This is a genomic window from Agrococcus jejuensis (assembly GCF_007679035.1).
Lineage (GTDB): Bacteria > Actinomycetota > Actinomycetes > Actinomycetales > Microbacteriaceae > Agrococcus > Agrococcus jejuensis_A.
The window spans coordinates 819,368-832,470 of the sequence record NZ_VEFR01000001.1; the positions used below are offsets into that span (position 1 = coordinate 819,368).

Below are 13,103 nucleotides of genomic sequence, written 5' to 3' on the forward strand. Positions count from 1 at the left end.
CTACTCGTTCATCCGGTTGCGCGTGCGCATGGCGCGGTCGGCCTCGCGCTTGTCCTGCCGCTCGCGCAGCGTCTGGCGCTTGTCGTACTCGCGCTTGCCCTTCGCGACCGCGAGCTCGACCTTCGCCCTGCCGTCGAGGAAGTACAGCGACAGCGGCACGAGCGTGTAGCCGCCCTGCGCCACGGCAGCCTGCAGCTTCTCGATCTGGTGCTTGTGCAGCAGGAGCTTGCGCTTGCGACGGGGCGGGTGGTTCGTCCAGGTGCCCTGGCCGTACTCGGGGATGTGCACGGCGTCGAGCCACGCCTCTCCCCTGTCGACGTAGGCGTAGCCGTCGACGAGCGACGCGCGGCCGGCGCGCAGCGACTTCACCTCGGTGCCGGTGAGCACGAGGCCCGCCTCGTAGCGGTCCTCGATCGTGTAGTCGTGCCGCGCCTTCTTGTTCTGGGCGACGACCTTCTGGCCCTGCTCGCGTGCCATGATCGCCTCCTCGAATCGACTGGTGCGCAGCCGGTCAGCCTAGCACGCGGACGCGCGCTCGCTGCCGGTCAGACCTTGAGGTACCGGCGGATGGCGACGGCTGCCGCGAGGCCGGCGAACAGCACGCCGAACGCCACGAGCCCCGGCGCCACGAGCAGCGCGTCGTCGAGCGAGACGACCGCGACCGTGCGCAGCGTCTGCGCGACGTAGCCCTGCAGCACGCCCTGCACGAGCGCGACGATCGCGCCGGCGGCGAGCAGCGATCCCACGAGCGCTGCGACGACGCCCTCGAGGATGAACGGCGTCTGGATGAAGCGGTTCGATGCACCCACGAGCCGCATGATGCCGAGCTCGCGACGTCTCGAGAACGCCGAGAGGCGGATGGTCGTGGCGATGAGCAGCACGGCGGCGACGAGCATGAGCACGGCGATGCCGACGGCCGCGAGGCTCGCGGTGTTGAGCACCGAGAAGATCGGCTCGAGCAGGGCTCGCTGGTCGCGCACCTCGAGCACGCCGGGCAGCCCCGCCGTCGCCTCGGCGACGACGTCGGCGTCGGCGGGCGTCACGGGGCTCACCCACAGCGCCTCGTTCATCGTGTCGGCCGTCGCGAACTCGGCGGTCGTCGTACCGCCGAACTGCTCCATGAAGCGCGCGTAGGCGGCGTCGCGATCCTCGAACTCCACGCCGTCGACGTACTGCGCGACCGCCGGACCGGCGAGGGCGTCCTCGACGGCCTGGATCTGCTCGGGCGTGGCCGCGGCCTGCGAGCACGTCTCGGTCTGGTCGATGTCGTTGCAGAAGTACACCGCGACCTGGGCCCGGTCGTACCAGAAGCCCTTCATCTGGGTGATCTGCATCTGCAGCAGCACGGCGGCGCCCACGAACGTCAGCGAGATGAACGTGACGAGCACGACGGCGACGGCCATCGACAGGTTGCGACGCAGGCCGGTCCAGACCTCCTGCAGCACGAGCGCGACCCTCATCGTGCGGCTCCCAGGCTCGTGGGCTCGTCGACGACGGGCACGGGCGACGTCGTGGTGTACGAGCCGACGAGCTCGTCGCGCATGACGCGCCCGGCGTCGAGCTCGACGACGCGCTTCTGCATGGCGTCGACGATCGACGAGTCGTGGGTGGCCATCACGACGGTCGTGCCGCTCTCGTTGATGCGGGCGAGCAGCGCCATGATGCCGGCGCTCGTCGCGGGGTCGAGGTTGCCGGTCGGCTCGTCGGCGAGCAGGATCGGCGGCTTGTTCACGACGGCGCGTGCGATGGCGACGCGCTGCTGCTCGCCGCCCGACAGCTCATGCGGCAGGCGCGACGACTTGCCCGCGAGGCCCACGACCTTCAGCACGTCGGGCACGGCCTCCGAGATGAAGCCGCGGCTCTTGCCGAGCACCTGCAGCGTGAAGGCGACGTTCTCGTAGACGGTCTTCGAGCGCAGCAGGCGGAAGTCCTGGAAGACGACGCCGAGGTTGCGGCGGAAGTAGGGCACCTTGCGGCTCGGGATGGAGCGCAGCCGCTGGCCGAGCACGTGGATCTCGCCCTTCGAGGGCTGCTCCTCGCGCAGGACCATGCGGATGAGCGTCGACTTGCCCGACCCGGAGGCGCCGACGAGGAACACGAACTCGCCCTTCGCCACCTCGAGCGAGACGTCGGTGAGCGCCGCCCGCGCAGAGCGGGGGTAGGTCTTGGAGACCGCGTCGAACCGGATCACTCGTCGAGGCTACGACCGGGGATGCGCCGTACCCCGGCACTCCCCCGGCGCGGCGCGGATGCGGTGCGTGAGCACCGCTCAGCCTCGTGCGCGCCAGTGGGCGACGCGACCGGTCGCCTGCGCGAGCCCGAGGATGCCGACGTGCGTGCGCTCGGGCTGGCCCCAATGGCTGCGCTCGTACAGCTCGTGGCGCGCCCCGAAGCCCGTGCCGATCGCATCCCACAGCGCGCCCATCACCGCGAGCCGCTCGTCGGCGTCGGCGCCGCTGGAGCCGCGCAGCAGCGGCGCGAGCTCGGGATGCGCGCCGAGGCCGTCTGCCGGGATGGGGAGGTGGGCGAGGCCCGAGGCGACGGCGGTCTCGAGCGTCACGCGCATGCGGCTGTAGGCATCAGGAGCGTAGGCCGAGAACGCGAGCGCGGGCTCGACGCCGGGACCCCACGCGCGACCGCCAGGCAGGTCCTCGTCGCCCACGGGCGCGGCCTGCTCGATCATGGCGTCGCGCATGCCGGCGACGACGTGGCGGAAGGCGATGGTCTCGCCGAGCGCGGCCTGCACGCTGCGGATCGATGCGGTGCCCATGATCTCGGTGGCGCGCACCGCGAGCCCCGCGATCCACTCGAGCTTCGCCTCGAGTCGCGTGGCGGACTGGAACGCGAGTCGCGCGTTCCAGCCGACGGCGCCGCGGTTGTGGCCGAGCATGGTCTCGGCGTCGCGGATGAGCACGTCCTCCCACGGCACGAGCACGTCGTCGAAGACGACGAGGGCGTCGTGCTCGGCGAAGCGCGTCGCGAGGGGCTGGTCGGCGCGCGTCGGCACCGTGCGGGCGTAGAGGCGCAGGCCCGGCGCACCGACCGGCACGGTGCACGCGATGGCGAAGCCGTCGGTCTGCACCTCGCCGCCGAAGTGGGAGACGAGGAGCCGCTGGGCGGTCGCCGCGCCCGTCACGACCGCCTTGGCGCCGCGCAGCACCAGGCCGTCGCCACTCTCGCGCACGACGTGCAGGAAGACGTCGCCGACCTCGTCGGGCGGCAGGTCGCGGTCGACGGGCGGGTTCACGAGCGCCTGCGCGTAGTGGGTGACGGAGCGCTGATGCGCCGCGAGCGTCGCGCGCACCGCATCCGCCTGCGGCCCGTAGAACGACGCGTGGGCGGCCATCGACGTGAGGACCGAGGCCATCATCTCGGGCGTGCGGCCCAGCCAGCCGTGGGTCTCGCGCTGCCAGGCGCGGATGGCCTCGCGCTGCGCCCGCAGGTCATCCCGCGAGCGCGGGATGGTCGAGAACGCGTGCGTGCGCACGCCCTCGGGCGTCGTCGCGAGCAGCACGTCGGCGTCGGGGCCGTGCAGGCGGTCGTACAGCGACGCGATCGTCGCCGCCGTGCCGGCGAGCGCCGGGTGCTCGGCGACCGCATCCACGCGCTCGCCGTCGAGGATGACCGCACGACCGTCTCCGAGCGACGCGAGGTACTCGGCTCCGGTCTGCGGCCCGCGCGTCACGAGTCGGCCCGCTCCTGCTGCTGCTGCTTGCGCCAGCGGATGCCTGCGGCGATGAACCCGTCGAGGTCGCCGTCGAAGACGTTCGACGGGTTGCCGACCTCGTGCTCCGTGCGCAGGTCCTTGACCATCTGGTACGGCGCGAGCACGTAGGAGCGCATCTGGTCGCCCCACGATGCGGTGATGGTGCCCGCGAGCTCCTTCTTGCGCGCGGCCTCCTCCTCGCGCTGCAGCAGCATGAGGCGCGACTGCAGCACGCGCATGGCGGCGGCGCGATTCTGGATCTGCGACTTCTCGTTCTGCATCGACACGACGAGACCGGTCGGGAGGTGCGTGATGCGAACGGCGGAGTCGGTCGTGTTGACCGACTGGCCGCCGGGGCCCGACGAGCGGAAGACGTCGACGCGGATGTCGCCCTCGGGCACCTCGACCTCGTCGACCTGGTCGAAGAGCGGCACGACCTCGACGGCGGCGAACGACGTCTGGCGCTTGCCCGCCGCGCCGAAGGGGCTCATGCGCACGAGGCGGTGGGTGCCGGCCTCGACCGACAGGTTGCCGAACGCGTAGGGCGCGTCGACCTCGAACGACGCGGACTTGATGCCCGCCTCCTCCGCGTACGACGTGTCGTAGACGCGCACGCTCATGCCGTGCTGCTCGGCGTAGCGCAGGTACATGCGCAGCAGCATCTCGGCGAAGTCGGAGGCGTCGACGCCACCGGCGCCCGCGCGGATGGTGACGACGGCGGGCAGCTCGTCGAACTCGCCGTCGAGCAGGGTGTGCACCTCCATCTCGGAGACGGTCTTCTGCAGGGCGCCGAGCTCCTTGCGGGCCTCTGCCCGCGAGTCCTCGTCGTCCTCCTCGTTGGCGAGCTGCACGAGCACCTCGAGGTCGTCGATGCGGCTCGCGACGTCGCCGATGCGCTTGAGCTGCGACTGGCGGTGGCTGAGCGCGGTCGTGACCTGCTGCGCCTTCGCCGGGTCGTCCCAGATGTCGGGCGCGCCGGCCTGCTCGCTGAGCTCGGCGATCTCGCGCTCGAGGCGCGGGAGGTCGGCGACGGCGGCGATGTCGGAATGGGTGCTGCGCAGATCGGCGATCTCGCCGGCGATGTCGAGGTCGGCCATGATCGTCCAGCCTAGCGAGCCGCGGCCGCATCCGACTCGCGCTGGCACGGGCGTGCGGCCACGGCGGTCGCGCGCACGCGCTCGCGAGGGCACGTGCTCGCCGCCGCGCGTGCGCCGCGCTCGCGCAGATCGTGGAGCGGCGCATCCTGGCACGCGTCGCACCCGCCGTGCGCACATGCGATGGGCAATGCACAGCGCGCTACCATTCGACTCGCATGGACCACCTCATCCGCGACCGCGTCGCCCTCGTCCCGGCCCTCCGGAGCACGTCGGGCGCGTCCGTCGTCGGTGCCACCGCATGACGAACGTCTCGAGCGGGGTCCGCGACACCGCCACCGCCACGGCGCACGCGAAGGCGATCCTCGTCGGCGAGCACTCGGTCGTGCACGGCGCGCCGGCCATCGCGACGCCCCTCGACGCCCTGACGATCACCGCGACCGCATCGCTGGCCGCCGATGGCACGACGACCCTGACGACCGACGACTACACGGGCTCGCTCGACGAGGCGCCCGACGGCCTCGCCCCGACCGTGGCGGCCGTGCGCCTCGCGATGGACCACGTGCACGCCGCGCCGCTCGACGTCGACGTGCGCAACGAGGTGCCGCTGTCGGCAGGGCTCGGCTCGAGCGCGGCGACGGCCGCGGCGATCGTGCGCGCCATCGCCCGCTGCGCCGACGTCGACCTCGACGACGCCACGCTGCAGTCGCTCGTGCACCAGGCCGAGCAGGTGGCGCACGGCCGCCCGTCGGGCCTCGACGCCCGCACCGTCGTGGCCGCCGGCCCCATCTGGTTCCAGTCGGGCGCATCCCGACCGCTGCCCGTCGGCGCACCTGTGACGATCGTCGTCGCCGACTCCGGCTCGCGCGGCTCGACCCGCGAGATGGTCGCGCACGTCGCCGAGCTGCGCCGCACCGATCCCGCACACCTCGACGCCGCGATCGCGACCCTCACGCAGGTCGTGCACGACTTCGCCGACGGCCTCGCCACGGGCGACGTGACGGCGCTCGGCGCCGCGATGTCGACGGCGCACGCCGAGCTGCGCGGCCTGGGCGTGAGCACGCCCCACCTCGATACCCTCGTGGAGGCCGCGATGGCTGCGGGCTCCGCTGGTGCGAAGCTCACGGGCGGAGGCGGTGGCGGATGCGTGCTCGCGCTCGCCCCCACCGTGCACGACGCTCCCGCGATCGCGGCTGCGATGCGCGCCGCCGGTGCGCGCGCGACGTGGACCGCGACCGTGGAGACGACATGACCCAGGCCACGGCCGTCGCACATCCGAACATCGCGCTCGTGAAGTACTGGGGCAAGCGCGACGCGACGATGAACCTGCCCGCGACGGGCAGCCTGTCGATGACGCTCGACGTCTTCCCCACCACGACGACCGTCACGGTCGACGAGACGCTCGCCGCCGACGCGCTCGAGCTCGACGGTCGTGCGCTCGAGGGCACGCCGCTCGATCGCGTCGCCCGCTTCCTCGACCTCGTGCGCGAGCTCGCGGGCGCGAGCGCGCAAGCGCGCGTCGTCACGACCAACGCGGTGCCCACGGGCGCGGGCCTCGCGTCGTCGGCCTCGGGCTTCGCGGCGCTCGCCGTCGCCGCATCGGCCGCGTACGGCCTCGACCTGTCGCCGCGCGAGCTCTCGCGCCTCGCCCGCCGCGGGTCGGGATCCGCATCCCGCTCGATCGTGTCGGGCGTCGCCGTATGGCACGCGGGCGACGACGACGAGACGTCGTTCGCCGAGGCCACCGCCGCCCCCGACATGGCGATGGTCATCGCGACGGTCGAGGAGCGCGAGAAGCCCGTCTCGAGCCGCGTCGCCATGGTGCGTACCGCCGAGACCTCGCCGTTCTACCCCGCATGGGTCTCGAGCACCGCCGAGACGCTCGAGCGCATGGTCGACGCGTGCGCCGCGGGCGACCTCGACCTCGTGGGGCGCATCGCCGAGACGAACGCGCTGCGCATGCACGCGCTCATCCAGTCGTGCGATCCGCCCATCCGCTACCTCACGAGCGCGAGCCTCACGGTGCTCGACCGCATCGAGGCGCTGCGCGCCGACGGCGTGCTCGCCTACGCGACCATCGACGCCGGCCCCAACGTCGTCGTGCTCTGCGATCCCGCCGCGGCGCAGCGCATCGCCGACGACCTCGCGTCCGTCGCCTCGACGGTCGTCGCGCGCCCCGGCCCCGGCGCCCATCTGGTGGAGGCGACCGCGTGATCACGACGCGCGCACCCGGCAAGCTCTTCGTCGCGGGCGAGTACGCGGTGGTGGAGCCCGGGCAGCCGTCGGTGCTCGTCGCCGTCGACCGCTTCCTCACGGTGTCGGTCGACCAGTCGGATGCGTTCGGCCAGGTGCACTCCGAGGCGTACGGCCAGCTGCCCGTGACGTGGACGCGCGACGCGACCGGCGTGCGGATCGACCGCAAGACGCCGTACGACTACGTGCTCGCCACCATCACGCTCGTCGACCGGCTGCGGGCCGAGCTCGGCAGGCGCGACTGCTTCTTCGACCTGCGCATCTCGAGCGAGCTCGACGACCGCGGCGGCCGCAAGTTCGGCCTCGGCTCGTCGGCGGCCGTGACGGTCGCGACGGTCGCGGCGCTCGACGAGTTCTACGACCTGCGCCTCACGGCCATGCAGCGCTTCCGCCTCGCGATGCTCGCGACCGTCTCGGTCGTGCCGACCGCATCGGGTGGCGACCTCGCGGCGTCGACCTTCGGCGGCTGGATCGGCTACTCCTCGCCCGACCGCGCCGCGCTCGTGCGGCGGCTGCGCAGCGGCGCCCCGATCGGCGAGCTGCTCGACGAGCCGTGGGACGGCCTCAGCGTGACGCGCATCGAGCCGCCGGCCTCGATGCGGCTGCTCGTGGGCTGGACGGGCGCGCCCGCCGCGACCGAGCGCCTCGTCGACCGCGTGCTCGTCATGCGCGAGACCGGCGCGCAGGTGCATCGCGACTTCCTCGCCGCGAGCCACGACCAGGTGAGCCTGCTCACCACGGCGCTGCAGACCGACGACGTGCCCGCCGCGCTCGACGCCATCCGCTCCTGCCGCTCCCTGCTGCGCGATCTCGGCGACGCCGCCGGCATCGACATCGAGACCGATCGCCTGCGAGCCCTCTGCGACGCCGCAGAGCGCGCGGGCGCCGCGGCGAAGCCGTCGGGCGCGGGTGGTGGCGACTGCGGCATCGCGCTCGCGCCGCTCGATGCCGACGTGCAGGCGATGCACCGAGCGTGGGAGGCCGACGACGTGCGGCACCTGACGATCTCGGTCACGCCGCCGCGGGATGACGTCGATGGGTGAGCGCAAGGACGACCATGTGCGCATCGCGCTCGAGCACGAGCGCGACCGCCGCGGCAGGCCGAGCGACCTCGACGACGTCGAGCTCGTGCACCACGCGCTCGACGGCATCGACCCGGCGCGGGTGAGCCTCGACGTCGACGTGGCAGGGCTCGCCTGGCGCTCCCCCGTCTACGTCAACGGCATGACGGGCGGCACGGCGCACACGGGCGACGTCAATCGCATCCTCGCGATCGCGGCGCGCGAGGCCGACCTGCCCATCGCGTCCGGCTCGGTGTCGATCGCGCTCGACGACCCGTCGCGTGCGCCGTACTTCCGCGTGCTGCGCGACGAGCACCCGCACGGCTTCGTGCTCGCGAACGTGGGCGCCGACCGCTCGGCCGACGACGCGCGTCGCGCCGTCGCGCTGCTGGATGCGGATGCGCTGCAGGTGCACCTGAACGCCGCGCAGGAGCTCGTGATGCCCGAGGGCTCCACGCGCTTCGACACGTGGGCGTCGTCGATCGCGGCGATCTGCGAGGCCGTCGACGTGCCCGTGATCGTGAAGGAGGTCGGTGCCGGCCTCTCGGGCCGCACCGTCGCACGCCTGCGCGACCTCGGCGTCGACGTCGCCGACGTCGGCGGCACGGGCGGCACCGACTTCGTGCGCGTCGAGAACGACCGCCGTGCCGCGCGCGACTTCGCCTACCTCGGCGGTTGGGGCCTCTCGACGCCCGCGTGCCTGCTCGACGCGCAGGACGCGGGGCTGCCGCTGCTCGCCTCCGGCGGCATCCGGCATCCGCTCGACGTCGTGCGCGCCCTCGCGCTCGGTGCGCGCGCCGTGGGCGTCGCGAGCCGCTTCCTCGCCGTGGCGGTCGAGGGCGGCGAGCAGGCGCTCGTCGACGAGATGCACCTGTGGCGCGACCACGTGCGCGCGATCCTCGCGCTCGTCGGCGCCGAATCACCCGCGGACGCGGTGCACGCCGACGTGCTCGTGCGCGGACGCCTGCGCGAGCTCGCCGAGCTGCGCGGCATCGACGTGACGACCCTGGCGCGCCGCCGCGCCGTCGACGGAAGGCTCCGATGACCGACTTCACGCCCATCCCCACGTCGTGGGTCGGGCCCATCCGCATCTCGGGCAACGCCGTGACCGACGAGGTCACCGTGCCGCTCGCGACGTACGAGTCGCCGCTGTGGCCCTCGGTGGGACGTGGCGCGCGCATCTCCCGGCAGGTCGAGGGCGGCATCCAGGTGACCGTCGTCGACGAGCGCATGACGCGCTCGATCCTGCTGCGCGCCGACGACGCCGCGACCGCCGTCGCCGCGTCGCGCTCGATCAAGGACCGCATCGACGACCTGCGCATGGTCGTGGAGGCGCAGAGCCGGTTCGCGCGGCTGCTCGACGTCGACACCGAGGTCGTGGGCAGCCTGCTGTTCGTGCGCTTCGCGTTCTCGACCGGCGACGCCTCGGGCCACAACATGGCGACCGCGGCGGCGGAGTCGCTCATCGAGGCGATCCTCGCGTTCTCGCCCGAGCTCGAGTACGGCTCGATCTCGGGCAACTGGTGCTCCGACAAGAAGGCCACGGCCGTCAACGGCATCCTCGGCCGCGGCCGCTCGGTCGTCGCCGACATCCTCATCCCCCGCGACCTCGTCGAGACGGGCCTGCGCACGACGCCCGAGCGTCTCGAGGCGCTCAACACGGGCAAGAACCTGGTGGGCTCGACGATCGCGGGCGCGCTGCGCTCGGCGAACGCGCACTACGCGAACATGCTGCTGGGCTTCTACCTCGCGACCGGCCAGGACGCCGCGAACATCGTCGAGGGCTCGCAGGGCATCACCTACGTCGAGGCCCGCGAGGCGGGCGTGTACTTCTCGTGCACGATCCCGAACCTCATCGTCGGCACCGTCGGCAACGGCAAGGGCGGCGGGCTGCCCGTCGTCGAGGACGCGCTGCAGCGCATCGGCTGCCGCTCGGGCGGCGAGCCCGGCGCCGACGCGCGACGCCTCGCCGCGCTGATCGGCGCGACCGTGCTGTGCGGCGAGCTGTCGCTGCTGGCAGCCCAGACCAATCCGGGAGAGCTCATGGCGACGCATCGCGTGCTGGAGCGTGGAGAGCGGAGGACCGCATGAGCGTCGGCATCGACGACATCCAGATCGCGACGGGGCACCATGTGCTCGACATGTCGCTGCTGGCGGAGGCGCGCGGCATCGAGCCCGCGAAGCTGTCCATCGGGCTCGGGCAGCTCGCGATGAGCGTGCTCGCCCCCGACGAGGACATCGTGACGATGGCGGCCGCGGCCGCCGCGCCGATCGTGGAGCGCATCGACGCGTCGCGCATCCGCTCGGTGCTCGTCGCGACGGAGTCGGGCGTCGACCAGTCGAAGGCGGCGGGCGTGTTCGTGCACCGTCTGCTCGACCTGCCGTCGACGACGCGCGTCGTCGAGCTGAAGCAGGCCTGCTACGGCGGCATCGCGGGCGTGCAGCTCGCCGCCGACCAGGTGGCGCGCCGCCCCGACGATCTCGCGCTCGTCATCGCGACCGACGTCGCCCGCTACGACCTCGCCTCGGCGGGCGAGCCCACCCAGGGTGCCGGCGCCGTCGCGATGCTCGTGTCGGCGAACCCCCGCCTCGTCGAGCTCGACGCGGTGAGCGGCCTGCACACGTTCGACGTCGACGACTTCTGGCGTCCGAACGACCGCACGACCGCGCTCGTCGACGGGCACCTGTCGACCTCGGCGTACCTCGACTCGCTCGAGGGCGCGTGGCGCGACCTCGTCGCACGCGGCGGCCGCTCGCTCGCCGACGTCGCGCACCTGCTGTACCACCAGCCGTTCACGAAGATGGCCCGCAAGGCGCACGCGCGCCTGAGCGACCTGCTGGACGGCGAGGTCGGCGCGCTCGACGAGGCCGCGCTCGACGTCGGCGCGCAGCTGGGCAACGCGTACTCGGCGTCGCTGCCGGGCGCGCTCGCGGGCCTGCTCGAGTCGGGCGACCGCTCGGGCGCCGGCGTGGGCATGTTCTCGTACGGCTCCGGCTCGGTCGGCGAGTGGATGACGGGCGTCGTGCGCTCGGATGCGGGCGTGCACGACGCCGGCGTGCGCCGTGCGATCGACGGCCGCGTGCCGATCGACGTCGCGACGTACGAGCGCCTGCACGCGGAGCACTCCGCGTCGAGCGAGGATCGCACGCTGCCGCGCGTCACGACGGGGCCGTTCCGCATGGCGGGCGTCGAGGGCGGCGCGCGTAAGTACGAGCGCGTCTGACCCGCGTCAAGGGGGCTGCGCGGCAGTCATGAGCATCCGTCGAGGAGGCGTAGGATGATGCAGTCACTGCAAGTTCTTCCTTCTCCTTCGAGGTGTGTCCATGAGCGATCAGGTCGTGCAGCAGAGCCAGACGAATGGATCCGTCGACTCCGTGCCCATCGAGGTGCAGCGCATCATGCGCACGGGAACGATCTGGACGGCCGCGGGCATGCTCGCTCCCGTGCTGGGTCTCGGGCCGCTCGTCGCCGCCGGCTGGCGACCCGCCGACCTCGCGGGCGGCATCGAGCTGGTGTTCTGGATCGGCACGCTCGTCGCGACGGCGGGCCTCGGCCTGCTCATGTGGGCGGGCTGCCCCGTCATGGCCTACACGGTCGACCAGGCGTACACGCAGAAGAAGCACTCCATCCGCATCGGCATCTGCATGAACCTCGCGGGCATGGCGCTCGTGGGCCTCGTCCTGCTGCTCTCCCCCGCCGTCGGCTGAGCCGGGTGACGCCGGCGTCGATCGCGCACGCCCTCGCGCAGGGCGTCGCCGCGTGACCGACGCCGAGCGCTTCCCCTTCAAGAAGGTCGCGGTCGCGGCGTACCTGCCGACCGTGCTGTTCGCGATCGGCGAGGGCGCGATCATCCCGTACATCCCCGTGATCGCGGGCGACCTCGGGGCGAGCCTCGCCGTCGCAGGCCTCGTCGCGGCGATGATGGTCGTCGGCGAGCTGCTGGGCAGCGTGCCGGGCGGCATGCTCGTGGGGCGGCTCGGCGAGCGAGCCACGATGATCTACGCCGGGCTCGCGACGATCCTCGCGCTGTCGCTCGCGTGGTTCGCGACCGAGCCGTGGATGCTCGGGCTCGCGATCCTCGTGACGGGCGTCGCGACGGCGATCTTCGCGCTCGCACGGCACGCGTTCATGACGACCTACGTGCCGTACCGGTACCGGGCGCGGGCGCTGTCGGCGCTCGGCGGCACCTTCCGCCTCGGGCTCTTCATCGGCCCGCTGCTCGCCTCCGGCATCATCGCGCTCGGCGCGCCGGTGCAGGTCACGATCTGGCTGTTCGTCGGCGGCTGCCTCGCCGCGGTCGTCGTGCTGCTCTTCCTGCCCGACCCGCAGACGACGTTCGAGTCGGGCAAGGGGCACGAAGGCGCCGAGACCGTGGAGCGCGAGACCGTGCGCCTCGGCGACACGCTGCGCCGCTACGCGAAGACGCTCGGCACGGTCGGCGTCGGGGCCGCGATGCTCGCGCTCGCGCGCAAGGGCCGCGACGTCATCATCCCGCTGTGGGCCGTGTCGATCGGCGTCGACGCCGCGACGACGGGCCTCATCGTGGGCATCGCCGGCGCGGTCGACTTCCTGCTGTTCTTCGTCTCCGGGCTCGTGATGGATCGCTTCGGCCGCCTGTGGGCGGTCGTGCCGTCGCTCATCCTCATGGCTGCCGGGTTCGCGACGCTCGCGGCGACGCACGACGGCTCGGCGGCGCTCGTGGGCCTGCTCGTGGGCGCCGGGCTGCTCGCGGTGGCGAACGGCATGTCGTCGGGCATCCTCATGACGCTGGGCGCCGACCTCGCCGACCGCCTGAACCCGGCACCGTTCCTCGGCGCGTGGCGGCTCACGACGAACGCGGGCGGCGCGATCGCGCCGCTCGGCATCGCGGCGCTCATCCAGGCGTCGTCGATCGTGACGGCCGGCTTCGCGCTCGTGGCGACGTGCGCCGTCGGCGTCGTCGTGCTCGTGAAGACACTGCCGCGCGGCAGACCTGGCGCCTGACCGAC

General features: G+C 72.9%; 13 protein-coding genes. 8 read left to right on the forward strand and 5 right to left on the reverse strand.

What is annotated here, in order from left to right; genetic code table 11:
* The 5 genes from smpB to prfB all read right to left on the reverse strand — a co-directional run bounded on the left by smpB (position 1) and on the right by prfB (position 4,803).
* Complete coding sequence (gene smpB, locus FS793_RS03940) at positions 1–477, reverse strand: SsrA-binding protein SmpB (protein WP_144718757.1); 477 nt, start codon at positions 475–477, stop codon at positions 1–3.
* Between the two features lie 68 nt (positions 478–545).
* The gene (gene ftsX, locus FS793_RS03945) at positions 546–1,460 is read right to left on the reverse strand and encodes a permease-like cell division protein FtsX (RefSeq protein WP_144718760.1); all 915 of its coding nucleotides are present in this window, start codon (positions 1,458–1,460) and stop codon (positions 546–548) included.
* The gene (gene ftsE / locus FS793_RS03950) at positions 1,457–2,191 is read right to left on the reverse strand and encodes a cell division ATP-binding protein FtsE (RefSeq protein ID WP_144718763.1); all 735 of its coding nucleotides are present in this window, start codon (positions 2,189–2,191) and stop codon (positions 1,457–1,459) included. Before ftsE ends, ftsX begins: the two co-directional genes overlap by 4 nt.
* Before the next feature lie 78 nt (positions 2,192–2,269).
* Complete coding sequence (locus tag FS793_RS03955) at positions 2,270–3,685, reverse strand: 4-hydroxyphenylacetate 3-hydroxylase N-terminal domain-containing protein (protein WP_186329306.1); 1,416 nt, start codon at positions 3,683–3,685, stop codon at positions 2,270–2,272.
* Positions 3,682–4,803, reverse strand: a complete 1,122-nt coding sequence (gene prfB, locus FS793_RS03960) for a peptide chain release factor 2 (RefSeq protein ID WP_144718769.1) — start codon at positions 4,801–4,803, stop codon at positions 3,682–3,684. Before prfB ends, FS793_RS03955 begins: the two co-directional genes overlap by 4 nt.
* Before the next feature lie 298 nt (positions 4,804–5,101).
* Here prfB and mvk point away from each other — a divergent pair, with 298 nt between their 5' ends.
* The 8 genes from mvk (at position 5,102) to FS793_RS04000 (ending at position 13,098) form a co-directional block, all read left to right on the forward strand.
* Positions 5,102–6,052: a mevalonate kinase gene (mvk, locus tag FS793_RS03965; RefSeq protein ID WP_186329307.1), complete on the forward strand. Its 951-nt coding sequence runs from the start codon at positions 5,102–5,104 to the stop codon at positions 6,050–6,052.
* On the forward strand, positions 6,049–7,014 hold the full coding sequence (mvaD, locus tag FS793_RS03970; RefSeq protein ID WP_144718775.1) for a diphosphomevalonate decarboxylase: 966 nt from the start codon (positions 6,049–6,051) through the stop codon (positions 7,012–7,014). The genes mvk and mvaD overlap by 4 nt, the downstream gene beginning before the upstream one ends.
* A complete protein-coding gene (locus tag FS793_RS03975) occupies positions 7,011–8,096 on the forward strand; it encodes a phosphomevalonate kinase (protein WP_144718779.1) in 1,086 nt (361 codons plus the stop codon). Before mvaD ends, FS793_RS03975 begins: the two co-directional genes overlap by 4 nt.
* Positions 8,089–9,159: a type 2 isopentenyl-diphosphate Delta-isomerase gene (gene fni, locus FS793_RS03980; RefSeq protein ID WP_186329308.1), complete on the forward strand. Its 1,071-nt coding sequence runs from the start codon at positions 8,089–8,091 to the stop codon at positions 9,157–9,159. Before FS793_RS03975 ends, fni begins: the two co-directional genes overlap by 8 nt.
* Positions 9,156–10,205 carry a hydroxymethylglutaryl-CoA reductase gene (locus tag FS793_RS03985; RefSeq protein WP_144718785.1) on the forward strand — a complete coding sequence of 350 codons (1,050 nt, stop codon included), beginning with the start codon at positions 9,156–9,158 and terminating at the stop codon, positions 10,203–10,205. Before fni ends, FS793_RS03985 begins: the two co-directional genes overlap by 4 nt.
* Positions 10,202–11,338 carry a hydroxymethylglutaryl-CoA synthase gene (locus tag FS793_RS03990; RefSeq protein ID WP_144718789.1) on the forward strand — a complete coding sequence of 379 codons (1,137 nt, stop codon included), beginning with the start codon at positions 10,202–10,204 and terminating at the stop codon, positions 11,336–11,338. Before FS793_RS03985 ends, FS793_RS03990 begins: the two co-directional genes overlap by 4 nt.
* A 100-nt stretch (positions 11,339–11,438) precedes the next feature.
* The gene (locus FS793_RS03995; protein ID WP_144718792.1) at positions 11,439–11,822 is read left to right on the forward strand and encodes a hypothetical protein; all 384 of its coding nucleotides are present in this window, start codon (positions 11,439–11,441) and stop codon (positions 11,820–11,822) included.
* Positions 11,823–11,874: 52 nt separating this feature from the next.
* Positions 11,875–13,098 (forward strand): MFS transporter, encoded by a 1,224-nt coding sequence (locus FS793_RS04000; RefSeq protein ID WP_144718794.1) that lies wholly within the window; start codon positions 11,875–11,877, stop codon positions 13,096–13,098.
* Positions 13,099–13,103 lie beyond the last annotated feature (5 nt).

Coding starts and splice junctions, on each gene's coding strand:
- FS793_RS03990 (WP_144718789.1), top strand. CDS start 10,202: ATGAGCGTCGGCATCGACGACATCCAGATCGCGACGGGGCACCATGTG.
- mvk (WP_186329307.1), top strand. CDS start 5,102: ATGACGAACGTCTCGAGCGGGGTCCGCGACACCGCCACCGCCACGGCG.
- fni (WP_186329308.1), top strand. CDS start 8,089: ATGGGTGAGCGCAAGGACGACCATGTGCGCATCGCGCTCGAGCACGAG.
- prfB (WP_144718769.1), bottom strand. CDS start 4,803: ATGGCCGACCTCGACATCGCCGGCGAGATCGCCGATCTGCGCAGCACC.
- FS793_RS03985 (WP_144718785.1), top strand. CDS start 9,156: ATGACCGACTTCACGCCCATCCCCACGTCGTGGGTCGGGCCCATCCGC.
- smpB (WP_144718757.1), bottom strand. CDS start 477: ATGGCACGCGAGCAGGGCCAGAAGGTCGTCGCCCAGAACAAGAAGGCG.
- ftsX (WP_144718760.1), bottom strand. CDS start 1,460: ATGAGGGTCGCGCTCGTGCTGCAGGAGGTCTGGACCGGCCTGCGTCGC.
- mvaD (WP_144718775.1), top strand. CDS start 6,049: ATGACCCAGGCCACGGCCGTCGCACATCCGAACATCGCGCTCGTGAAG.
- FS793_RS03995 (WP_144718792.1), top strand. CDS start 11,439: ATGAGCGATCAGGTCGTGCAGCAGAGCCAGACGAATGGATCCGTCGAC.